Below are 21583 nucleotides of genomic sequence, written 5' to 3'. Positions count from 1 at the left end.
TGCCGCCCATGACGGGCGGCTTTTTGTAAAACGACTTACGCGGTAACCGTGCATGACTTACGACTACATCATCGCTGGCGCTGGCGCCGCAGGCTGCATCCTCGCCAATCGGCTCTCGGCTTCGGGCAAACACTCGGTACTGTTGCTGGAGGCCGGCGGCAAGGACAGTTCCCTGTGGTTCAAGATCCCGGTTGGCTTCGCCAAAATGTATTACAACCCGACCTTCAACTGGATGTACTACAGCCAGCCGCAAAAACAGCTGAACAACCGTGAAATCTATGCGCCTCGCGGAAAAGTCCAGGGCGGCTCGGGCTCGATCAACGCGATGATCTATGTCCGTGGCCAGGCCCATGACTTCGACGACTGGGCGGCCAACGGCAATGAAGGCTGGGGCTTCAAGGACGTGTTGCCGTACTTCCGCAAACTGGAAAACCATCCGCTGGGCGACACGGAGTATCACGGCGGCAGCGGTCCGATCAGCATTACGCCGATGAAGGGCCAGACTCATCCCATTTGCGATGTGTTCCTCAAAGGTTGCGACGAACTCGGCTACCCGCACAGCGATGATTTCAACGGGCCGAGGTTCGAAGGCTCGGGGATCTACGACGTCAATACCCGCAACGGCCAGCGTTGCTCCAGCAGTTTTGCGCACCTGCATCCGGCATTGAGTCGACCGAACTTGACGGTCGAGCATTATGCGTTGGTCGATCGAGTGCTGTTCGATAACGCCCGTGCGACAGGGATTTCCATTAGCCAGCATGGCGTGGTGCGGACCTTTACCGCGAACAAGGAAGTCATCCTCTGTGCCGGCGCCGTGGACACTCCGAAGATTCTGCAATTGTCCGGTGTTGCCGATCAGGCGCTGCTGGCCAGGCACAACATTCCGTTGATCAAGCACTTGCCAGCGGTAGGACAAAACCTGCAAGACCACCTGTGCGCCAGTTATTACTACAAAGCCAATATCCCAACGCTCAATGATCAACTGAGTTCGTTGTTCGGCCAGTTCAAGCTGGGTTTGAAATACCTGTTCACCCGTAAGGGCGCATTGGCAATGAGCGTCAATCAGGCGGGTGGGTTCTTTCGTGGCAATGAACAGCAGGCCAACCCGAACTTGCAGCTGTACTTCAACCCGCTTTCGTACCAGATTCCGAAAAACAACAAAGCCAGCCTCAAGCCCGAACCCTACTCCGGCTTCCTGTTGTGCTTTAACCCCTGCCGTCCGACCAGTCGGGGCCACATCGAGATTGCTTCAAAAAATCCTCGGGACGCGGCGCTGATCGATCCGAATTACCTGAGCACGCAAAAGGACATCGATGAAGTGATTCAGGGCAGCCGCTTGATGCGCAAAATCATGCAGGCCCCCGCACTCAAAGGCATCACGGTCGAGGAAGTATTGCCGGGGCCCGCCATCGAAAGTGACGAACAGATGCTGCAGTATTTTCGAGAAAACAGCGGTTCGATTTATCACCTGTGCGGCTCCTGTGCGATGGGCACGGACGAGCAGCGGTCGGTGGTCGACAAACGCCTTAAAGTTCATGGATTAGACAACTTGCGCATTGTCGATGCGTCCATTTTTCCTAACGTGACGTCCGGCAATACCCATGCGGCCGTGTTGATGGTGGCAGAGAAGGGGGCCGATCTGATTCTGCAGGACGCCTGATTTATCGCCTCGGTGTATCAAAAATGAATTTCCTGCAGATCCGCTGCTCATACCTGTAGGCAGCGGTTTTGAGCCTGCGAATTCATTAGGTAATCAGGGAGTGGCAAAGTCATGTGTCCAACACCGACGGCGGGCGAGCAGCTTCCTGGCAGGTTGATTCTGGTGGTTGAAGATGACCCGCTTATTCTTGAGTTTCTCTGCGAAATTCTTCAGGAAGAAGGTTTCATGGTTGAACCGCAAGTCAGCGCGGATGCCGCATCGGAATACCTGAAAAAACATGCCAACGAGGTCGGTCTGTTGTTGACGGACATCACCATGCCCGGAAAGCGGAACGGCGCGGATCTGGCCAATGAGTTCGGCGATCGCTGGCCCGGCAAGCCGATCATGATCATGTCCGGTTTTGAAACCCCCAAATCCTCCGGGGTCCGGCATAAGGTGTCGTTCATCAAGAAACCCTGGGCGTTGGGACAACTGCTGGATTGTGTCGAGGCGGCCTTCAAGTCGCGACAGTAAGTGTCGCTCGTGTACATTAACGGACCTGCCTGACACACGAAGGAAGCTTATCCTTGTCTGCCCACAACTCCGTTTTCAATACCCCGTATCGCGCGCTCCTGTTCGATATGGACGGCACTGTCCTCAACTCCATCGCCGCCGCCGAGCGGATCTGGACCACCTGGGCCCTGCGCCACGGCGTGGATGTCGAGTCCTTCCTGCCGACCATTCACGGCGCTCGCGCCATCGACACCATCAACCGTCTGGCGTTGCCTGGGGTGGATGCCGAGGCAGAAGCCAACTGGATTACCCAAGCGGAAATCGAAGACGTGGAAGGAATTGTCGAGGTGTCCGGCGCGGCGAACTTCCTCAGGTCTTTGCCAGCCAGGCAATGGGCGATCGTCACCTCTGCACCGAAGGCGCTGGCGTTGCGGCGGATGGCGGCAGCCGGGATTCCTGAGCCTGGTGTCATGATCACGGCCGAAGATGTCAGTGCCGGAAAACCGGATCCTGCGGGCTACCGACTGGCGGCTCAACGGCTGGAAGTCGAGGTGACTGACTGCCTGATCTTTGAAGATGCCGCCGTGGGGATACTTGCGGCGGAGGCGGCAGGGGCGGACCTTGTGATCATTACCTCGACTCATGATCATCCGATTCAGACGGTGCATGCGACATTGGCCGGCTATGACTCCGTTGCGGCGCAAGTGGCTCCCGACAACCATATCCGCCTGCACCCACTCTAATGTGGGAGTGAGCCTGCTCGCGATAGCGGTCTTTCAGTCAAACAGATGCTGGATGTGCCGACGCTATCGCGAGCAGGCTCGCTCCCACATTGGGCTGTGCAGGGTCAATAAATCCCGGGGATCAACCGCCAACTCCGGGCGCAATAAGCCTCATATTCATTCCCGAACTGCGCCTTCAATAACGCCTCTTCCGAATGAATCCGCGCAATCAGCGGAATTACCGTCAGCGCCGCAAGCAACAGCCCGACCCCGAGCGAAACGCCAGCGCCCAGCCCACGGCGATGACCAACATCCCCAGGTAACTGGGGTTGCGCAAGCGGCGGTAAATCCCTTCGGTCACCAGACTGTGCCCCGGCTGAATCGCCACCAACCCGCTAAACCGCTTGCCCAGCACAAACACCGGCCACAGCCGTAGCGCGCCGCCGAGAATGAACAGTAATGCCCCCACCCAGCGCACGCCTTCACCGCCGAAGGTCCAGAAGTCGATGCGGTCGGTGTAGGCCGGCAGGTACCCGCTCAACAGTCCTATGACGCCGAATGCCGGCAGCACCCAGCGGTTGGCCCGGTCCTCACGTTCCCCTGAGCTCAGATTAACCTCGGTGAACAACGAGGCAACGACCATTACCAAGGTGGCGATAACAACGACCACCAGCGGCGCATGGTTGAAGAACGCCGCGAACCCGCCCAACCCCCACACCGCGAGACCGAGGTAGGCGAGGGTGGAGACGATGGCGAAAAACGCCAGCCTGGCCGAGATTTTCATGGGCACCCATTCCCGCTTTGCACCGATGTCTTCAGTGTAGATGTTCATGCCGATTCGCCGGTTTGGGCTGGCGTCAGGAAACGTTTCGGTCAGGCAAAAGCAGAGGTGCATGGACCGTTTGAATCGGGTCTGCGAGAAAACCCTGGAAGGGGCTGGTGATTCCGATTCACTGGGATGATTTTTCGAGCCGCTCGACGAGGGGTCGCCCCCGATGCCTGCGTGGATGGACCCCTTCGAGGTGGCGATGCAAAGGTTGATGCCGCTGGCCCAGGCCGATGGCGTGGCCCTGCGATTAATGCCGCTGTATAAAACGGTCGACCTGCGAGCAGCGCTTTCCCCGCGCTGACGCTCACGCCGTCATCTGCAACCTGGCATTACGCCGAATGACCTGCGGCGGTTGGCCGAACGCCCGGAGGAAGGCTTCGCGCATGCGGCGGCGGTCGGTGAAGCCGGCCTCGGCGGCGATCTGGTCGAGGGTCAGCCGTCCGCGTTCGAGCATTTGCCGCGCCGCCTCCAGGCGCAGATTTTCGATGGCCTTGGCCGGGGACTGCCCGGTCTCGGCGCGGAAGGTGCGGCTGAATTGCCGTGGGCTGAGGCGTGCCACTTCCGCCAGTTGCTCCACCGATAACGCCGATGTCAGGTGTTCCCGGGCGTAGCCGAGGACGGTCTGAATGCGGTCGGATTTGGGCTCCAGTTCCAGCAAGGCCGAATGCTGCGACTGACCACCCGCGCGGCGCTGGTACATCACCAGTTTCTGCGCCACCGAACGGGCCAGGTCAGCGCCATGATCCTTTTCAACCATCGCCAGCGCCAGGTCGATGCCCGCGGTCATGCCGGCGGAAGTCCAGATGGAACCGTCGACCACGTAAATACGGTCATCTTCCACTTTGATCGAGGGAAACCGCGCTTGCAGGTCCCGCGCATAGGCCCAATGCGTGGTGGCCCGCCGTCCGTCGAGCAGGCCGGCCTGGGCCAGCACGAATGCCCCCGAGCAGATCGACGCCGTGCGCCGGGCGGTTTTCACGCTGTCGCGCAGGTACGCCAACACACCCTCGGGCGCCTGCTCGAGAATCGAATCGCCGCCGACCACGATGACCGTGTCGAACACCCGCTCATCAAACGCCTGGGTGCCGACACTCAAGCCGCCGGAAGCCCGCAGGGAGCGACCCTCCTCAGAGATCACGCTGACTTCGTAAAGCGCTTCGCCAGCGCTGAAGTTGGCGTATTCGAACACCGGCATCGCCGCCAACGCCATGGACTGGAACCCCTCGAAAACCACGAACGCCACGGAAGTCATGATGGTGCCCTCAAAAGCCAATGTCCGAAAAACGTACTTTAAACGTCATTTGAGACGAGCGTCAGTCAATTTATAACAGTTCACACCCGGCGACCTTATCGCCTCACTGTGAAGGAAATTGAACATGGCTCTTTCATCCAAAGGCACTGCACTGATCACTGGCGCTTCTTCGGGCATTGGCGCGGTCTACGCCGACCGTCTCGCCCGGCAGGGTTACGACCTGATTCTGGTCGCCCGCAGCCAGGGCAAACTCAACGCTTTGGCCAATCATCTGAGCAACGAAACCGGCCGCGCCGTGGAAGTGGTTGCTGCCGACCTCAAAGACAAGGCCGGTCTGCTGCGGGTTGAAAGCATTCTGCGCAACGACGCGAGCATCACCTTGCTGGTCAACAATGCCGGTGTTGGTGGCGTGATGCCGTTGCTGGGCAGCCCGGTGGACGACATGGACGCCATGATCAGCCTCAACGTCACCGCGCTGATGCGTCTGTCCTATGCCGTGGTGCCCGGCTTCGTCGCACGGGGCACCGGCACCGTGATCAACATTTCCTCCATCGTCGCAATCGCTCCAGAAATCCTCAACGGCGTTTACGGCGGGACCAAGGCTTTCGTGCTGGGCTTGAGCCAATCGATGCACCACGAACTGGCCGACAAGGGCATACGCGTTCAGGCGGTGTTGCCCGGCGCAACTGCCACCGATTTCTGGAGCGAGGCCGGCAACCCGGTGGAAAACCTGCCACAAGAGATCGTGATGTCCGCCGAGGACATGGTCGATGCGGCGCTGGTCGGCCTGGCGAAGGGTGAAGTGGTGACCATCCCGGGCCTGCACGAGGCTGATAAATGGGACGCTTACGAAGCCCAGCGCCAAGTGCTGTCAGGCTCGTTCGGCCACTCATCGGCGGCACCGCGCTACCGGTAAACCGATAGCCCTGGGGCAGGGTGAACTAAGCTTGGAGAAGGATCGTTCATCACCGGCTCGCCGAAACCTCGACAGGCCGGTGCTGCCAAGGGAGCACACAATGCTTCACATCAGAACGCCTTTGATTCTGCACCCTGGCTTGTCAACGCCGACCCGGCGCATCTGGCTCAAGCTGGAAAACCTGCAACCCAGCGGCTCGTTCAAATTACGCGGCATGGGCCTTCTGTGCAGTCAGGCAAAGGACCAAGGCAAAAGCAAAGTCGTCTGTCCTTCCGGCGGCAACGCCGGTTTTGCCACCGCCATGGCCGCCGCTGCCCTCGGGCTGAAAGCCTGCATTATTGTGCCGCACACCACCCCGGAAACCACCCGTGCCAGGATCAGGAAAACCGGCGCCGAGGTCATCGTTCACGGTAAGGTCTGGGACGAGGCCAACCAACGGGCCAAAGCGCTTTCACAGGATGCGGATACCGAGTACGTGCCCGCCTTCGATCATCCCGTGCTGTGGGAAGGGCACAGCACCCTGATTGATGAAGTCCTCGAGGATTGCCCTCAAGTCGATGCGCTGGTGACGTCGGTCGGGGGCGGCGGATTACTGGCGGGGTTGCTGACAGGTTTGATCCGGCACCATCGCATGGACTGCCGGATCATCACCTGCGAAACCCGAGGCGCGGCCTCCTTTGCCGCCGCCATCGAGGCCGGACATCCCGTCAGGCTGCCGCGTATCGACACCGTCGCGACATCGTTGGGCGCTGCGAAAGTGGCCGCGTGGCCGGTGCAGCACATCCTCGACTTTCCTCACGAATGCGTGGTGCTCAGTGATGACGAGGCAATAATGGGCGTGGTGCGTTACGCCAACGACCTGCGCCAGTTGGTCGAACCGGCGTGCGGCGTTTCATTGGCGGTGGCATACCTGGACCATCCGGCGATCGCCGAAGCCCATGACGTGGTGATTGTGGTGTGTGGCGGCGTCAGCATCAGCGCGCAGCTGGTGGCCGGGTGGGCGCGCTTGTCCGCGGGGTGAAGCAAAGGGGCAGGGCTGGAGACTATCCGGCTGTCGCGAGCCCCACCGTTACCTTTTCATCCTTCATTGGCCAGCAGCAACGCCTTCGTGGATGAGGATGGCTCTTGCCAGCTCTTCGTCGCTGGCTTTGAGTCCGGGATTTTCCTGGCGAATCTGATTCAACACCGACTCCAGGTACACACCGCGAATCGTACCGCCACTGGCAACGAAGCTGGAGGCGTCATCACGGGCGGGAATCGCCAGTTTGTGGTCCTTGAACGTCGAGTACAGTGATGCGGAAACCCCCGCAGAGGTGGCGACATCGCCGGCGTCCACTTTGGCGAAGGCCGAACCGAAGGGCAAACACAACATGAATGAGGAGATGATAATCAGACGGCGCATAGCAATGTCCTCTGAAGCGTGAAGCAAAAAAAGGAGTACTTCATCATTTAGGATGCCTGGCGAACGTCAGGAGTTCCCTGTGGATGCGTTATCCGCACCTAATCGTTCAAAACCGCAGCGTTGCCCCGGTGGTCAGCCACTGATCCCGTTCCCCCGTCAGGTTGCGGCCCACCACCAGATCGACGTCGATGCGCTCACCGACATGCAACCTTGGCCCGGCCTGCCATGCCTGTTCGCCGCCTTGCTGGCCGTAGCGTTCAGCAATCAGCGTCAGGGAACGGGCCAGGTCGTATTCGACGCCGGTGCCCCAGGTCCAGCGATGGTTTTGCTCGCCATCGTCATAGGCATGGGTCCAGCCGGCATTGAGGTTCAGGCGCAGGGTTTCGAAAGGTTGGTAGGTGAAGGGCAGGTTCAGGTCGACGCCATCGAAGGCGTGGGCCCGATTGAAGGCAAAGTGAGTCGACCCCGCCAGCGCCAACTCAAGGCCAAGGTCTTCCCGGGAGAAAATCTGCGCCTTGAATTGCGGGCTCAACCGGGTTTCCGAGTCCCCGTCGTCGCGGTCGTGCTGCACGGCGGCACCGAGTTGCACGTTGGGCAGGCCTTTGAGCGTGCAGTCCTGTGACACCACGCTGCTGGATGAGCCGTGCCGACCGTTTTGATACCAGGCGTCGATGTTGCATTCGCCGGGCGCATTGATTCCGGCGTCATCCACCGTATATGCACCGCCGGCAGCGTTGGCTTTGGAGATGATGCTGAGCACCGCAATCAGGCTCAGAGTGAGGCTGACGAACAACAGATTGCGGCGCAGGCGCCGGCCTTGAGCGGCTGGCAGGCTGCGCACGAAGGACGCGAATAGACGAGTGGGGTTTTGCATGAAGTTTATCTCGAAGTTATTTGATGGCGGCGGCGGTCAGCCCCCGATCCTCTACCGATAGGGTTTGCAAGCCGGCCGTCCGGGCCCGGGCGACCAACTCTTCGGTGTCTTCGCCGCCGGGCAGGGCGATCACCACGTCAGGTCGGCTGTCGAGCAACATGAAATGGTTGCGCAGGCGTTCAGCCAACTTGCCGTGGCGCTGCCAGTTGGGCGGGTAGCGCACGATGTCGGCGCCGTGTTCCCGGGCCCACTCTTCGATGTCACCGCCCAGGTATTGATTGCCACCATGGATCAGCACACGCACGGGGTGCAGGCGCTGGAAGGCGTCGAGGACCCGTCGGCACAGACGGCTGTCGGCGTAATAGCGGCCCGCACAGATCAAGAGGCGCATGAGGAATTCTCCTTGGTCAGGTCGGTGCTCTCGACCGGTTGCTCGCCGGCACGCTCCAGCAGCGGATAGCCCAGAGCGGCGATGTGGTGATGCACGCGGCGGTAATCGCGCAGGACCCGCTGGAAGATGTCGCCGGACTCCGCCCAGGTGTTCTTGTCTTCCTGCAACTTGCGAAAGTGCTCGCGGCTGGCGTGCGCTTCGAGCCTTCTGACCGTCTCCTTGCGATGGATCAAGTGGTGCGCGGTGGGAATGTCTTCACGCAGAAACACGGTGATCGCCAGGCTCAGGCTTTCCAGCAGTGCGTCGTGCAGCGGCGCGATGTTGCCCAGCTCGAACGCCGAGAACTGTTCGCCACGGCGCAAGCGGCGCATGGCCAGCTGCGTCAGGCTGCTGGAAAGAATGTCCGCGGCATGTTCGAGGTTGATCACGAACAGCAGGATTTCCTGGGAACGATCGGCATCGCTGTCACTGATGCCTTCCTTGCCGATGTCCGCCAGGTAAGCCCGAATGGCCGCGCCCAGCAGGTCCAGAGACTGATCGACGCGTCGCACTTCATCGGCACAGGCGGGCACCGAGGTGTGGAACAGCTGCACCAGGCGGCCGAGCATTGCCGAGAGCATGTCGGCCATGCGCAACGCTTCCCGGGCGGCGTTGGACAGGCCGATGTTGGCCACTTCCAGACCCGCTTCGTCGAGGTAGTGCGGCATGCCCGGGTCGACATCCCGCTCGGGGGCCGGCAGCAGATGGGTCAGCCCTTTGGCGAGCACATCGGTCAGGCCGATAAACACCAGCGCCAGCAGCAGATTGAAACCGCTGTGCAGCGACACCACCAACACCGACGGCTCCAGCTTCAGCTCGGCCAGCAGCCCGGCAAACGGCAACACCACCAGGGCACCGACCGCACGCACCAGCAGATTACCCAGCGGCAAGCGCCGGCCGACGCTCGAACCGGCATTGATCACCGAAGGCAGCGCACCGCCAATGTTCACCCCGAGCACCAGCGCGACGAGGGTGGTTCCCGACAGCAGGCCGGTGGCGGCCAGCGAGACGATCAGCAACACCACCGCCACGCTGGAATGGCACAGCCAGGTGAGGATCAGCGCCACCAGCAACGCAATCAGCAGATCGCCGTCCAGGCTCTGCATGATCAGCTGGAAGACCGGCGTGCCTTCGACGTCCGCCAGGGTTGAGCCGAGCATGCGCAGGGCCAAGAACATCAGCCCCAGGCCGATCAGCGCACAGCCGACGCTTTCGTAGCGTGAGTCATCGCGCAGCCGGAACACCATCAAACCCGCGAGCAACACGATGGGGGTGAGGATTGAAACGTCGACGCTGAGCAGTTGCACCACCAGGGTCGAACCGATATTGGCGCCGAGCATTACCGCCAGCGCCGGCGCCAGGCCCAGGGTCCCGGCGGCCGTGAACGACGTCGCCATCAGGCTGACGGCGGTGCTGCTTTGCAGGATGCCGGTGATGCCGATACCCGACAGCAGCGCCATCCAGCGGTTGTTCAAGTTGTGGCCCAGCCACTGGCGCAGCGGCGTGCCGAAGCCGCGCAACAACGCTGAAGAAATCATGTGAGTGCCCCACAGCAAGAGTGCGATGGAGCCTGCGAGGTTGATCAGTAGAGTCGTTCCCGACATCAGGACTCTCCCTTTTCGATAGGGTTAAGCGCATTCCCCTGTAGGAGTGAGCCTGCTCGCGATAGCGGACTGTCAGCCAACATCAATGTTGAGTGATCCACCGCCTCGCGAGCCGGCTCGCTCCTACAGGGGAGTGTGGTGTTCAGGTGATTTGGGTTTGCCCCCGTACTCCGGGGGCTCAGGCCATCAGAACCACTGCTTGAAGCGGCGGATATAGATCGTCTTCATGATCTGCGCGAACACGCAGTAGCTGAGCAGGGTGCCCACCAGCCAAGGGAAGTACGCCCACGGCAGCGGTTGCAGGCCGACCAAAGTACCCAGTGGCGAGAACGGAATGTAAATACCCAGCGCCATCACCAACCCGGTCATCAGGATCACCGGCAACGCCGCCGTGCTCTGGAAGAACGGAATCTTCTGCGTGCGCAACATATGCACTACCAGCGTCTGCGACAGCAGCCCCTCGATGAACCAGCCGGACTGGAAAAGGCCCTGCATTTCCACGCTGTTGGCGGCGAACACGTACCACATCAGGGCGAAAGTGGTGATGTCGAAGACCGATGAGGTCGGCCCGATCCACAGCATGAAACGGCCAATGTTTTTCGCGTCCCACTTGCGTGGTTTGCGCAGGAACTCCTTGTCCATCTTGTCCCACGGCAGCGACAACTGAGAGATGTCGTACATGAGGTTTTGCAGCAGCAGATGGATCGACAGCATCGGCAGGAACGGAATGAACGCACTGGCCACCAGCACCGAGAACACGTTGCCGAAGTTGGAGCTGGCGGTCATGTTCAGGTACTTCATGATATTGCCGAAGGTCTCGCGGCCCTTGAGCACGCCTTCCTCCAGCACCATCAGGCTCTTCTCCAGCAGAATGATGTCGGCCGATTCCTTGGCGATGTCGGTGCCGCTGTCCACCGAAATGCCGACATCGGCATCGCGCAGGGCAGGGGCGTCGTTGATGCCGTCGCCGAGGAAACCCACGGTGTGACCGTTGGCCTGCAACGCCTTGAGCACCCGGGACTTTTGCAGCGGCGTCAGCTTGGCGAACACCGTGCGTTCATCGACCCGCAGCTTGAGGGTGGTGTCGTCCATGTTCTCGATGTCTGGCCCGAGCAGCGGCGTACCGGGTTCCAGCCCGACTTCGCGGCAGATCTTGCAAGTCACCACGGCGTTGTCGCCGGTCAGCACCTTGACGGTCACGCCCATGTCGCGCAGCGCGGCAATCGCCGGGCCCGCGGTTTCCTTCGGTGGATCGAGAAAGGTCAGGAAGCCGCGAATCACCAGCTCGCGCTCATCCGCGGTGTTGTACTGGTTTTTGCTTTGCGCTTTCGGGATCTCGCGGGTGGCGACCAGCAGCACCCGGAAACCGTCCTCGTTGTACTCGTTGGCCAGGGCCAGCAGGTCTTTGCGGCGCTGTGCATCGAGCGCCACGACCGTGCCGTTTTCGTGAATGTGGCTGGCGATGCTCAGCATTTCCTCGACCGCGCCTTTGCACACCATCAGGTGATCGTCGCGGCTGTCCTTGACGATGATCGACAGGCGCCGACGGACGAAGTCGAACGGCAACTCATCGACCTTGCTGTAGGCAAACGGCACCCTGAATTTTGGATTGGCGTTGGCGAACTGCACCACCGCCTGGTCCATCAGGTTTTTCAGACCGCTCTGGTGATGGCTGTTGAGCCACGCCAGTTCGAGGAGCGTGTCGTCGCGCCGGCCGTTGCTGTCGACGTGGTGCTCAAGGATGATCTTGTCCTGGGTCAGGGTGCCGGTCTTGTCGGTGCACAGCACGTCCATCGAGCCGAAGTTCTGGATCGCATTGAGGCGCTTGACCACCACTTTGCGCTTGGCCATGGCCATCGCGCCTTTGGCCAGGTTGGCGCTGACAATCATCGGCAGCATTTCCGGGGTCAGGCCGACCGCGACTGCCAGCGCAAACAGGAACGCGTCACTCCAGTCGCCCTTGGAGAAGCCGTTGAGCAGGAACACGATCGGCACCATGACCAGCATGAAGCGGATCAACAACCAACTGACGCTGTTCACACCGCGGTCGAAGGCCGTTTGCACCCGCGAACCGACAATCGCTTTGGCCAGCGAGCCGAAGTAGGTACGCGGGCCGGTTGCGACCACCACCGCTTTGGCCGTGCCGCTGACCACGTTGGTGCCCATGAAGCAAATGTTCGGCAGGTCCAGCAGGTTGGATTGATCGGCAGCGCTGCGGGTCGCCGACTTCTGTGCGACGTCGCCCAGGGTGTCGTACTTCTCGACGGGCAAGGCTTCGCCGGTCAGCACCGCCTGGCTGATGAACAGGTCGCGGGATTCGATCAGGCGGATGTCCGCCGGGATCATGTCCCCGGCGCTGAGCTGAACGATGTCGCCGGCCACCAGTTCGCGCATCGGCACTTCGCGCAGCACCGGGGTGTTGCCGTTTTGTCCGCGTCGCAGCACGGTTGCGGTGCTGCGCACCATGGCTTTGAGGGCTTCGGCGGATTTGGCCGAGCGGTATTCCTGCCAGAACCGCAGCAGGCTGCTCAGGGCAACCATGGTCATGATAATGATGACTTTGGTCAGGTCCGCCTCGTCGCCTTCGCCCTGGCTGATCGGCAGCCAGTAATCGGTGAAGAAACTGATGCCTGCCAGGGTCAGCAGGACATAGATGAAGGGATTGTTCAGGGCCTTGAGCAGTTGGACGATGGCGTGAGGCGGCTTGTCGTGGGCGACCTCGTTATAGCCTGCGCGGGCCAGCCGGCCTTCGGCCTCGAGTTCAGTCAAACCGTCAGGGGTGGCGTTGAGATTGGCGAGGGTCACGGCCAGGCCGTTTTGCGCTTCCCGGGCGGCGCGCATCGACAGTTTGGCGTTATCGCTGCTGGCGCCTTTGGCGCGAGTATTCGACGTTTTTACAGTCGTCATTGTGTGTGCTCCTGCCGCCGTCTTGCGGCACGACACACGGCTCGCTCAACTATTCATAGGCGAGCGAATGTATGTCGAGTCGCAAACAGGCGATCAATTTCGAAAGTGTTGTTTTCTTGTGTTTTAACGTTCGCTGCGTATCAATGAAAAGTTGATGCGCAGCGAACCGTCTACTGGCTTCGTCCATAATTAACTCCGATAACTTTGTGTTTTAACAGGCAATAAGAAGTTGCCGAATTCCCTATCAAGGAAAACGCTGGGGGAAGAACGTTAAAGTGCCTTCAGGTCAACTGAATGCGCGGGTCTCGAAGGTAAGACCGAGCATCCGCGCGATGCGCCGACTCGGTGGTTCCTGGCTGTCGTCGAAGCTCCAGCGTTGCTGAAGCCGACCCGTCATCGGGCAGACGCGCCAGTTGGCACGAGGGTGTGCCTTGGCAGGGGCGGAAGGGCTGGAAAACGGGGCGCTGACCCGAGTCGTCAACAGACGCTCACGGCACAGCTTGACCCGCATGGTCGATGCAAAGGCGCGCACGCCCGGCATTACGGTGGTTTTGAAGTTCATAACATGCCTCTGGACCGGACGGACGCCGGTGAGGCAAGTTACGGTGGAGCATCAAGCTCTAGCGCAGCTCACCCGACCGAAAAGTCGAGTCCCGTCATTTACTGGGTTATGTGCCAGGTTCCGCGAATTCGCAGCGACCCGACAGCGACTAGATACTGTGTCCATTGGATTCTTTTGTGAGTTGAAAAAAGGCCTTCGTCGAAGGCCCGGGCAATTTACTCAGGGAGGTGGGTGAAGTCAACTGCCAATACCCGCCAAATACCAAGATGAATGGGGAAAACATCGAAACTTGATATTGAAGTTAGAACTGGTTCAGCTAATTGACAGTTAGTTGCATACGAAATGGCTGCCAGCCCCCTAATGGCCCTCCGGCTTACAACATTCCCTGTAGGAGTGGACCTGCTCGCGACAGCGGTCTGTCAGCCGACGTCGATGCTGGCTGACCCGCCGCTGTCGCGAGCAGGCTCACCCCCAACTGATGTCACTCGTGATAATCCAGAACAATTGTATTGCCCATCCCTGTCTGTTTCCCCACAGACGGGCTGCGTACCTTGGGTCCACTGCAACCTCACAAGGACCCGCTCATGCTGACCCGATTGGTACTGCCGTTTGCCCTGTTGTTCACCCTCCATGCAGCTCACGCGGCGGATGCCGAAAAATGGTACCCCTCGAAATACGGCGCCAACGATGAAATCGGCGCGCTGAATCTGCTAAACGCGGAGTCGGTGATCAACGCCTCCAAATTGATCAAGAGCGGCAAAACCTATCCGCTGGCCGTGCCCATCGACAAGACTCTGCCAGCCTTCCGTCACCGCAGTTTTCACCTGACCAACATCCAGCCGGGCGAGGCGGGTGGCACCACCATGGGGCCTAACAAGTTCACCTTCAACGATGAACTGGTGGTCGGCTGGACCGGTGTCGGCACCCAACTCAACGGCATCGGCCATATCGGCATCGACAATGTCTACTACAACGGCAACCGTGCGGCGGACTTCGTCACCGTCGAAGGCGTGAAAAAACTCGGCATCGAAAAAGTCCCGCCCATCGTCACCCGTGGCGTGGTGCTGGACATGACCGCCGTGTACGGCAGCGCCATCGTGCCGGAGAAAACCGAGTTCAGCGTTGCCGACATCCAGAAGGCACTGGACCTGCAAGGCATCAGCATCCAGAAGGGCGATGTGGTGCTGTTCAACACCGGTTGGCTGGAACTGCTGGGCAAGGACAACGAGAAATTCCTCGCCGTGGAGCCGGGCATCGGCATGGCGGCGGCCAAATGGCTGGCGGACAAGCAGATCGTCGCGTTCGGCGGCGACACCTGGGCCTCGGAGATCTACCCGGCGAAAGACGGCCAGGAGTTCCCGGTCAACCAGTTCATGCTGGCCAAGAACGGCATCTACAACCTTGAATTGATCGACAGCCGCGCGCTGGTGAAGGACAAGGCCTGGGAGTTCATGTTTGTCCTCGGACAGCCGCTGTACAAGGGCTCGACCCAGGTCAACATCAACCCGGTCGCGATTCACTGACACCTGGTACCACCGATGACGGGCGGGGGATGACGAATACTCATCCCCTGGCCCGTTGTTGTCATTTGTTGCCCATCAGCCCGGCCAATAGAGTGAAGCGTGCGCCATAGGCGTACCCCTTCAATTCGAATGATCGCCTGCCGAACGCCGGCGAGGGAGTTTTTGATGTCCGCTATTTTGGGCCAGCAGTTTATCGACGGGCAGCGCAGCGCTCTGGGCGGCGAAGCGTTGCAGAGTTTCGACGCCAGCACCGGGCAAGCACTGCCCTATGTTTTTCATCAGGCCAATGATCAGGAAGTCGCGCTGGCAGTGACGGCCGCCTCGCGAGCTTTTGCCCCGTTTCGTCAGCTGTTGCCGTTACGACGTGCGGAGTTTCTTGGCGCAATAGCTGATGAAATCGATGCGCTGGGTGACGATTTTATCGCCTTGGTGTGCCAGGAAACCGCCTTGCCCGAAGGGCGGATTCGCGGTGAGCGCAATCGCACCACGGGCCAGTTACGCTTGTTTGCGCAGGTGTTGCTCCGGGGGATTTTCTCGGTGCGCGGATCGATCAGGCTCAACCCGAACGCACACCGTTGCCGCGACAGGACATCCGTCAGTACCGCATCGGCGTCGGCCCGGTCGCCGTGTTTGGAGCGAGCAATTTCCCACTGGCGTTTTCCACCGCCGGTGGCGATACCGCTTCTGCGCTGGCCGCCGGTTGCCCGGTGGTGTTCAAGGCCCACAGCGGGCACATGGCGACCGCGGACCGCGTGGCCAGCGCCATCGTGCGCGCGGCACAGCGCACCGGCATGCCTTCGGGCGTGTTCAACATGATTTACGGCGCGGGTGTCGGCCAGGGGTTGGTCAAGGCCGATGGCATCAAGGCCGTCGGTTTCACCGGTTCATTGAAGGGCGGTCGAGCCTTGTCCGACCTGGCCGCCGCGCGCCCGCAACCGATCCCGGTGTTCGCCGAGATGTCGAGCATCAACCCGGTGATCCTGCTGCCTGAGGCGCTGAACACCCGTGGCAGCCAAGTCGCCGAGGAACTGACCGCGTCGATCAACCTGGGCTGCGGCCAGTTCTGTACCAGCCCCGGACTGATCATCGGCCTGCACTCGCCGCAGTTCAGCGAGTTCCTGGACGTATTCGCGCAAAACATGGGCAGCCAACCGGCCCAGACCATGCTCAACGCTGGCGCCCTGAACAGCTATCGCGCAGGTCTTCAACACATCGTGGCCCACGAACGGGTCGATCACCTCGCCGGTCAGCCGCAGGGCAAATCCAAGGCGCAACCGCAGCTGTTCAAGGCCGACGTACAGTTGTTGCTCGACGGCGATCCGTTGCTGCAGGAAGAGATCTTCGGCCCGGCCACGGTGGTGGTGGAGGTCGCAGACCGGCACCAACTGCGCGCCGTGCTCGGCAGTTTGCACGGTCAACTGACCGCCACGCTGATTGCCGATCCGGCGGACCTGGATCGCTTCGGCGAGCTGTTGCCGCTACTCGAAGACAAGGTCGGACGCTTGCTGCTCAACGGCTACCCGACCGGCGTCGAAGTCAGCGATGCGATGGTGCATGGCGGACCCTATCCAGCCACTTCGGATGCGCGCGGCACCTCAGTCGGCACCTTGGCCATTGATCGCTTCCTGCGGCCGGTCTGTTACCAGAACTATCCTGATGAGTACCTGCCCCAGGCGCTGCAAAACGCTAACCCGCTGAGCCTCAATCGACTGGTCGATGGCCAGTGGAGCAGGGCGCCCCTGAGCTAACCACTTTGCCCACGCCGGCAAATGGCGGCGTGGGCCTGACGGATTTGTCCATTGAAACGAGCACACACCGACATGGTCCCTTCACTTGGCAGCATCGCTTCGCGGCTTCGACTCAAACAACTGCGGTTGCTGATCGCGCTGGACGATCGTGGCTCGTTGCACAAGGCCGCCGAGCACATTTCGATTTCCCAGTCCGGCGCCACCAAGGCCTTGCACGAAGTCGAGTCGTTGCTTGGGATGCCGCTGTTCGAACGTCAGCCCAAGGGCCTGGTTGCTAATGAAATGGGCCGTTGCATGATTCGGTATGCACGGCTGATCTACAGCGACGTCGAACATTTGCGCGAGGAAATGCTCAGCATCATGCAGGGCCAGGGCGGGCGGTTGTCGGTAGGCGTGATCATGGGCGCGGTGCCGTTGCTGACCCGGGCCCTGAGCGAATTAAGGCTCAAGCAGCCGGAGTTGTCCGTGGAACTGGTGGAAAACACCAGCGCCACCTTGCTCGGTTTGCTGGATCAAGGGCGGCTGGACCTGGCGATCTGTCGCACCAGCGTTGGCCAGCGCTCGGACGCTTATGACTGCATCGAACTCAGCGAAGAGCCCTTGGCGGTGGTCGCCAGCAAAGACCATCCGTTGGCCCGTGCCGAGTCGTTGCAGTTGTCGCAACTGAGCGATTACCGCTGGGTGGTCTACCCCAAGGACATGCCGATGCGCCAGGCCCTGGAGCGTGAGTTAAATGAGGCGGGGCTGGAGATTCCGCGTTATCCGCTGGAAACCTCATCGACCTTCGCCACCATTCTGTTGGTGCAGCAGGACCCGACCTTGCTGGCGGTGATCCCGGTGGAAGTCGCGCAATTCTGCGAGCAACACGATTTGCTGGTGAAATTGCCGGTGTCCATGCGCGCGCTGATCGAGCCTTATGGTGTGATCAGCCGGGCCGGCGCCGACCTGTCTCCGGCAGCGACCCTGCTGATCAACGAGCTGAAGCAGGACCTGACTACTTGATCACAATCGGATTCACTGGCGCACCGGTCCCGCCGACAATCTTCAACGGCGCGGCGGTGTAGAGGAACTGCCACTGGCCGTCTTCGGCGCAATCACTGGCCAGGTCGTCGAGCATCGCCACTTCGGTGAAGGTCACGCCGAGGTTGCGCATCAAGGCATTGTGCAGCGGGATCAACACGCCCGAGGTGGGGTCGACCGCCACTTCGTTGGCCATGGTGTCGGTCACCAGGTTGGGAATTTCCATCTGGTGAAACCACTCCACCAGTTCGCGGCTGAAGGTCAGGCCCGGCTCGGCGAAGTCCTTGTAGAACTCTTCCGGTTCGCGCTCATAGAACGAGCCGATCCAGCCGGTGCGGATGATCAGGATGTCGCGCTTCTGGATCTCGATGCCTTGCGCCTTTGCAGCAGCCTGCAGGTCCAGGTGGTTGAAGGTCTCCCCCTTGTCCAGCACCGCTTTGCCGCGATGGCGCGCCATGTCGATCAGCACCGCGCGGCCGACAATTCCGCGTTCGGCAATCGGCAGGATGCTGGCCTTGTCCATGCTGCCGATGGTGCTCATGGCGTCATAGCCGTTCCACAGTTTGTTGTCGTGCCAGACGTGGCCGAGCGCATCGTATTGGGTCGAGCCTTGCAGGTGCATGAAGATCACATCGTCGGCGTATTCCACGTGACCGTCAAAGTGGGTCTTGCCCGCCAGGAAGTGGCCCTTGTCCAGCACGTTGACACGCATCGACGGGCGTCGGCCGGGCCACAACGGCTCGCCCTTGGGATGGCCGATCTGCACTTGCAGGGTGAAGGTCTTGCCTTGGCGCACCGAGGCGATGCCCCGGAGGATCTCGGCGCTTTGCAGGTAATTCAGGGCCCCGACTTCATCGTCCGGCCCCCATTTGCCCCAGTTAGTGGGCAGGCCTTCGAGCAAGGCCTTGATGTCGGGAGATCGGTCGGCGGCGGTATTGTTGGGATTGTGGTCGCACATGAGGTTGTCCTTGGTTTGAGCCGATTCGGCAGGCCAGTACAAATCCCCGTGTGGGAGTGAGCCTGCTCGCGATGAGGAGTGCCAGTTAACCTTGATGCGTCTGACATACCGCTATCGCGAGCAGGTTCGCTCCCACAGGGGTTTATTTGATCGGGGAGAAATCGGCGGCGATCAGCAGTTTCGATTCCATCTTTTCCAGCATCGGGAACGCTTTCGGCACGAAACCCTCTAGCCAGTCAGGGTCCTGATACAGCGCGGCCCGTTTCTTGATCCGGTCGTCGAGGCTCTCGTAGGCCCAGATGTGGATGACTTGATTCAGCTCGCCGATTTCGGTGTACCACCAGCCCACCAGCGTGGTGTAGCGGGAGATCACCGGTAGCCCGGCCTCCTCGAAGTGCTTGAGGTAGGTCTGCATTTTTCCGATTTGAATCGTGTAGGTGCGCATTTCGTAAAACATGGGCGTGTTCTCTTCAGGAATGAATGCCGTGCCAGGCGTTGCTGATGATTCGCTCAATGTCGGCGGCGGTGGTCAGGCGTGGGTTGACCAGCACGTTGCCGCTGCGCATCGAGTCACTGACCATTTGCGGCATGTAATCCAGATCCACGCCCAGGTCCTTGATGTTGTCGGGAATGCCGATGGCCTTGTTCAGCGCCACCACGTGGTCCACCACTTTGTGACCGGTGCGGTCCAGGCTCAGGCCGTCGATGTCTTCACCCATGGCGATGGCAATCTCGCGAAACAGCTCCGGGCAGGCCGCCAGGTTGTATTCGATGACGTAGGGCAGCAGCGTGGCGTTGGCGATGCCGTGGGGAATGTTGAAGACGCCGCCGAAGGTATGGGAGATCGCATGCACGTTGCCCAGTTTCGATTGGGCGAAGGCCACGCCCGCCAGGAACGACCCAAGCAGCATCTGTTCCCGGGCGTGCAGGTCGGAGCCGCTGAAAAATGCCTTGGGCAGGTGCGTGCAGATCATCTTGATCGCTTGCAGCGCCAGGGCCTGGCTGACCGGGTTGGCCTGCTTCGACACGTAGGATTCGATGGCGTGGGTCAAGGCGTCCATGCCCGTCGAAGCGGTGATCGACGGTGGAAGTTTGAGCGTCAGCTCGGCGTCGAGAATCGCCAGTTTCGGAAACAGTGCCGGGCTGATGATCACGGTTTTGAACAGGGTCTTGGTGTTGGTGAACACGGTGGAGGCGGTGCATTCGCTGCCAGTGCCGGAGGTGGTCGGGATCGCGAAGATCGGCAGGGGTGGGTGCAGCAGTTTGTCGTAGCCCTCGTAGTCGAGGATGTTGCCGGGGTTGGTGGCCATGGCCGCCACGCCCTTGGCGGTGTCGATGCTGCTGCCGCCACCGACGCCGATCACCGAGTCACAGTCGTGGTTTTTCAGGAAGGCCACGGCTCGTTCCAGCACGTCGGTGGTGGGGTTCGGTTCAACGCCGGAAAACACTTCATAGCCGATGTCACTCTCGGCCAGGGAGGCGAAAAAACCTTCCATCACGCCCGACGCCATCAGCCCTGCGTCAGTGACCACCAGCAGTTTTTTCCGAACATGGGGCTTGAGCAATGCACCGGCCTGACGCACCAGGCCGTTGCCGCTTTTCAAAGTGGTGGGGAAATAAAACTGGAACGGGTTCATGGGTTTCTCCGGTTCTTATTGGTCCGCAGACAGTAATAAGCGTGGGAGGCGGCCGATAATGAAAAGGTCTGATCCGCCGATCACCCTTTGTCATCCCCCGGCGAGGCGGGTCCTGGTGGTAACGTGAGGTTTTCCAACCGTCAGGAGCATCGTCATGGATTTGGGTATTTCAGGTCGCTGGGCCATCGTCTGCGCCGCCAGCAAGGGCCTGGGTCTGGCCTGTGCGCGGGCCTTGGCGAAGGAGGGTGTCAACCTGGTGATCAACGCCCGGGGTGACGAAACCTTGCAGGCTGCCGCTACAGAATTGCGCAGCCTGGCGCCGGGCATCGACGTGCGCACGGTGGCCGGGGACATCAGCACGCCCGCAGTGCGCGACCAGGTGTTGGCGGCATGTCCGCAGGTGGACATCCTGATCAACAACGCCGGCGGACCGCCTCCGGGTGACTTCCGTGACTGGCAGCGCGACGACTGGCTGAAGGCGCTGGATGCCAACATGCTCACGCCCATCGAGCTGATCAAGGCCTGCGTCGATGGCATGGCCGAGCGCGGTTTCGGGCGTATCGTCAACATCACCTCCGGCGCGGTGAAGGCGCCAATCGATGTGTTGGGACTGTCCAATGGCGCACGCAGCGGCCTGACCGGTTTTATCGCCGGGCTTGCACGCCAGTCACGGCTGGCCGGGCACAACGTGACGATCAACAATCTGCTGCCGGGACCGTTCGAGACCGAGCGTTTGCACAAGACCCTGAGCGCCGCCGCCGAGGCCAATGGCACCAGCGTCGAAAGCATCAGCGAACAGCGGCGCAAGCACGTGCCGGCCCAGCGCTTCGGGCAACCCGATGAGTTCGGCGCCTACTGCGCGTTCATCTGCAGCGCCAATGCCGGTTTCCTCACCGGGCAAAACCTGCTGCTGGACGGCGGCAGTTACCCCGGGACGTTCTGATCTTTTCGGGGGATGACGTTTGGTGATCCCCTAATCAGATCCCCTCATTATTCAGCCCGAGGACGCGTGATTAGAGTTGGGGTGCTTGCCCAACACCCGTCAGC

Annotated in this window: 19 protein-coding genes and 2 pseudogenes; 10 read left to right on the top strand and 11 right to left on the bottom strand. The window is 60.8% G+C overall.

Features of this window, described 5'->3' with window-relative positions; translation table 11 throughout:
• Window positions 1–52 precede the first annotated feature (52 nt).
• The 3 genes from HP062_RS07890 (at window position 53) to HP062_RS07880 (ending at window position 2895) form a co-directional block, all read left to right on the top strand.
• On the top strand, window positions 53–1660 hold the full coding sequence (locus HP062_RS07890) for a GMC family oxidoreductase (RefSeq protein WP_172791200.1): 1608 nt from the start codon (window positions 53–55) through the stop codon (window positions 1658–1660).
• Window positions 1661–1771: 111 nt separating this feature from the next.
• Window positions 1772–2173, top strand: coding sequence for a response regulator (locus HP062_RS07885; protein WP_010455297.1), 402 nt, complete (start codon window positions 1772–1774; stop codon window positions 2171–2173).
• A gap of 53 nt (window positions 2174–2226) precedes the next feature.
• A complete protein-coding gene (locus HP062_RS07880; protein ID WP_172791199.1) occupies window positions 2227–2895 on the top strand; it encodes an HAD-IA family hydrolase in 669 nt (222 codons plus the stop codon).
• 104 nt (window positions 2896–2999) lie between these two features.
• Here the strand turns inward: HP062_RS07880 and HP062_RS07875 are convergent.
• Window positions 3000–3658: pseudogene (locus HP062_RS07875) on the bottom strand (isoprenylcysteine carboxylmethyltransferase family protein).
• A 211-nt stretch (window positions 3659–3869) separates the two neighbouring features.
• Here HP062_RS07875 and HP062_RS31010 point away from each other — a divergent pair.
• Window positions 3870–4004 (top strand): hypothetical protein, encoded by a 135-nt coding sequence (locus tag HP062_RS31010; RefSeq protein WP_256666123.1) that lies wholly within the window; start codon window positions 3870–3872, stop codon window positions 4002–4004.
• 3 nt (window positions 4005–4007) lie between these two features.
• On the opposite strand, the gene HP062_RS07870 is transcribed toward HP062_RS31010, so the two are convergent.
• Window positions 4008–4955, bottom strand: coding sequence for a GlxA family transcriptional regulator (locus tag HP062_RS07870; protein ID WP_010455289.1), 948 nt, complete (start codon window positions 4953–4955; stop codon window positions 4008–4010).
• A gap of 124 nt (window positions 4956–5079) precedes the next feature.
• Between HP062_RS07870 and HP062_RS07865 the strand changes: the two genes are divergently transcribed.
• Window positions 5080–5871 (top strand): SDR family oxidoreductase, encoded by a 792-nt coding sequence (locus tag HP062_RS07865; RefSeq protein WP_154501150.1) that lies wholly within the window; start codon window positions 5080–5082, stop codon window positions 5869–5871.
• 100 nt (window positions 5872–5971) lie between these two features.
• Complete coding sequence (locus HP062_RS07860; RefSeq protein WP_172791198.1) at window positions 5972–6892, top strand: pyridoxal-phosphate dependent enzyme; 921 nt, start codon at window positions 5972–5974, stop codon at window positions 6890–6892.
• A gap of 63 nt (window positions 6893–6955) precedes the next feature.
• Here HP062_RS07860 and HP062_RS07855 read toward each other — a convergent pair whose 3' ends face one another.
• From HP062_RS07855 to HP062_RS07830, 6 genes are all read right to left on the bottom strand, one after another.
• Entirely contained in the window at window positions 6956–7273 is a 318-nt protein-coding gene (locus HP062_RS07855; RefSeq protein ID WP_010455283.1) for a DUF2388 domain-containing protein, read from the bottom strand.
• A 106-nt stretch (window positions 7274–7379) separates the two neighbouring features.
• On the bottom strand, window positions 7380–8147 hold the full coding sequence (locus tag HP062_RS07850; protein ID WP_154913512.1) for a hypothetical protein: 768 nt from the start codon (window positions 8145–8147) through the stop codon (window positions 7380–7382).
• Window positions 8148–8163: 16 nt separating this feature from the next.
• Window positions 8164–8538 carry a DUF2493 domain-containing protein gene (locus HP062_RS07845; RefSeq protein WP_010455279.1) on the bottom strand — a complete coding sequence of 125 codons (375 nt, stop codon included), beginning with the start codon at window positions 8536–8538 and terminating at the stop codon, window positions 8164–8166.
• Window positions 8526–10181, bottom strand: coding sequence for a Na/Pi cotransporter family protein (locus tag HP062_RS07840; RefSeq protein ID WP_172791197.1), 1656 nt, complete (start codon window positions 10179–10181; stop codon window positions 8526–8528). Before HP062_RS07840 ends, HP062_RS07845 begins: the two co-directional genes overlap by 13 nt.
• A gap of 186 nt (window positions 10182–10367) precedes the next feature.
• Complete coding sequence (mgtA, locus tag HP062_RS07835) at window positions 10368–13088, bottom strand: magnesium-translocating P-type ATPase (protein WP_172791196.1); 2721 nt, start codon at window positions 13086–13088, stop codon at window positions 10368–10370.
• A gap of 286 nt (window positions 13089–13374) precedes the next feature.
• Window positions 13375–13650: a hypothetical protein gene (locus HP062_RS07830; RefSeq protein ID WP_145308363.1), complete on the bottom strand. Its 276-nt coding sequence runs from the start codon at window positions 13648–13650 to the stop codon at window positions 13375–13377.
• Window positions 13651–14234: 584 nt separating this feature from the next.
• Here HP062_RS07830 and HP062_RS07825 point away from each other — a divergent pair.
• The 3 genes and pseudogenes from HP062_RS07825 (at window position 14235) to HP062_RS07815 (ending at window position 17923) form a co-directional block, all read left to right on the top strand.
• On the top strand, window positions 14235–15173 hold the full coding sequence (locus HP062_RS07825; protein WP_102595064.1) for a cyclase family protein: 939 nt from the start codon (window positions 14235–14237) through the stop codon (window positions 15171–15173).
• Between the two features lie 165 nt (window positions 15174–15338).
• Window positions 15339–16921, top strand: a pseudogene (locus HP062_RS07820) (aldehyde dehydrogenase (NADP(+))).
• 72 nt (window positions 16922–16993) lie between these two features.
• A complete protein-coding gene (locus HP062_RS07815) occupies window positions 16994–17923 on the top strand; it encodes a LysR family transcriptional regulator (protein ID WP_010455268.1) in 930 nt (309 codons plus the stop codon).
• Here the strand turns inward: HP062_RS07815 and HP062_RS07810 are convergent.
• The 3 genes from HP062_RS07810 to HP062_RS07800 all read right to left on the bottom strand — a co-directional run bounded on the left by HP062_RS07810 (window position 17916) and on the right by HP062_RS07800 (window position 20536).
• On the bottom strand, window positions 17916–18899 hold the full coding sequence (locus HP062_RS07810) for a cyclase family protein (RefSeq protein ID WP_172791195.1): 984 nt from the start codon (window positions 18897–18899) through the stop codon (window positions 17916–17918). The genes HP062_RS07815 and HP062_RS07810 overlap by 8 nt on opposite strands.
• A 142-nt stretch (window positions 18900–19041) precedes the next feature.
• Complete coding sequence (locus HP062_RS07805; protein WP_077749436.1) at window positions 19042–19356, bottom strand: NIPSNAP family protein; 315 nt, start codon at window positions 19354–19356, stop codon at window positions 19042–19044.
• A 13-nt stretch (window positions 19357–19369) separates the two neighbouring features.
• A complete protein-coding gene (locus HP062_RS07800; RefSeq protein WP_172791194.1) occupies window positions 19370–20536 on the bottom strand; it encodes an iron-containing alcohol dehydrogenase in 1167 nt (388 codons plus the stop codon).
• 154 nt (window positions 20537–20690) lie between these two features.
• Between HP062_RS07800 and HP062_RS07795 the strand changes: the two genes are divergently transcribed.
• Window positions 20691–21479, top strand: coding sequence for an SDR family oxidoreductase (locus HP062_RS07795; protein WP_077749434.1), 789 nt, complete (start codon window positions 20691–20693; stop codon window positions 21477–21479).
• Window positions 21480–21583 lie beyond the last annotated feature (104 nt).

Origin of the sequence: Pseudomonas sp. B14-6, assembly GCF_013260315.1 — a bacterium.
GTDB lineage: Bacteria > Pseudomonadota > Gammaproteobacteria > Pseudomonadales > Pseudomonadaceae > Aquipseudomonas > Aquipseudomonas mandelii.
This window is presented reverse-complemented; position numbering and strand designations above follow the sequence as displayed.

Bases quoted from the DNA above. Each gene is read 5' to 3' on its own strand.
- HP062_RS07890 (WP_172791200.1), top strand. From the start codon at position 53: ATGACTTACGACTACATCATCGCTGGCGCTGGCGCCGCAGGCTGCATC.
- HP062_RS07885 (WP_010455297.1), top strand. From the start codon at position 1,772: ATGTGTCCAACACCGACGGCGGGCGAGCAGCTTCCTGGCAGGTTGATT.
- HP062_RS31010 (WP_256666123.1), top strand. From the start codon at position 3,870: ATGCCTGCGTGGATGGACCCCTTCGAGGTGGCGATGCAAAGGTTGATG.
- HP062_RS07870 (WP_010455289.1), bottom strand. From the start codon at position 4,955: ATGACTTCCGTGGCGTTCGTGGTTTTCGAGGGGTTCCAGTCCATGGCG.
- HP062_RS07865 (WP_154501150.1), top strand. From the start codon at position 5,080: ATGGCTCTTTCATCCAAAGGCACTGCACTGATCACTGGCGCTTCTTCG.
- HP062_RS07860 (WP_172791198.1), top strand. From the start codon at position 5,972: ATGCTTCACATCAGAACGCCTTTGATTCTGCACCCTGGCTTGTCAACG.
- HP062_RS07855 (WP_010455283.1), bottom strand. From the start codon at position 7,273: ATGCGCCGTCTGATTATCATCTCCTCATTCATGTTGTGTTTGCCCTTC.
- HP062_RS07850 (WP_154913512.1), bottom strand. From the start codon at position 8,147: ATGCAAAACCCCACTCGTCTATTCGCGTCCTTCGTGCGCAGCCTGCCA.
- HP062_RS07845 (WP_010455279.1), bottom strand. From the start codon at position 8,538: ATGCGCCTCTTGATCTGTGCGGGCCGCTATTACGCCGACAGCCGTCTG.
- HP062_RS07840 (WP_172791197.1), bottom strand. From the start codon at position 10,181: ATGTCGGGAACGACTCTACTGATCAACCTCGCAGGCTCCATCGCACTC.
- mgtA (WP_172791196.1), bottom strand. From the start codon at position 13,088: ATGACGACTGTAAAAACGTCGAATACTCGCGCCAAAGGCGCCAGCAGC.
- HP062_RS07830 (WP_145308363.1), bottom strand. From the start codon at position 13,650: ATGAACTTCAAAACCACCGTAATGCCGGGCGTGCGCGCCTTTGCATCG.
- HP062_RS07825 (WP_102595064.1), top strand. From the start codon at position 14,235: ATGCTGACCCGATTGGTACTGCCGTTTGCCCTGTTGTTCACCCTCCAT.
- HP062_RS07815 (WP_010455268.1), top strand. From the start codon at position 16,994: ATGGTCCCTTCACTTGGCAGCATCGCTTCGCGGCTTCGACTCAAACAA.
- HP062_RS07810 (WP_172791195.1), bottom strand. From the start codon at position 18,899: ATGTGCGACCACAATCCCAACAATACCGCCGCCGACCGATCTCCCGAC.
- HP062_RS07805 (WP_077749436.1), bottom strand. From the start codon at position 19,356: ATGTTTTACGAAATGCGCACCTACACGATTCAAATCGGAAAAATGCAG.
- HP062_RS07800 (WP_172791194.1), bottom strand. From the start codon at position 20,536: ATGAACCCGTTCCAGTTTTATTTCCCCACCACTTTGAAAAGCGGCAAC.
- HP062_RS07795 (WP_077749434.1), top strand. From the start codon at position 20,691: ATGGATTTGGGTATTTCAGGTCGCTGGGCCATCGTCTGCGCCGCCAGC.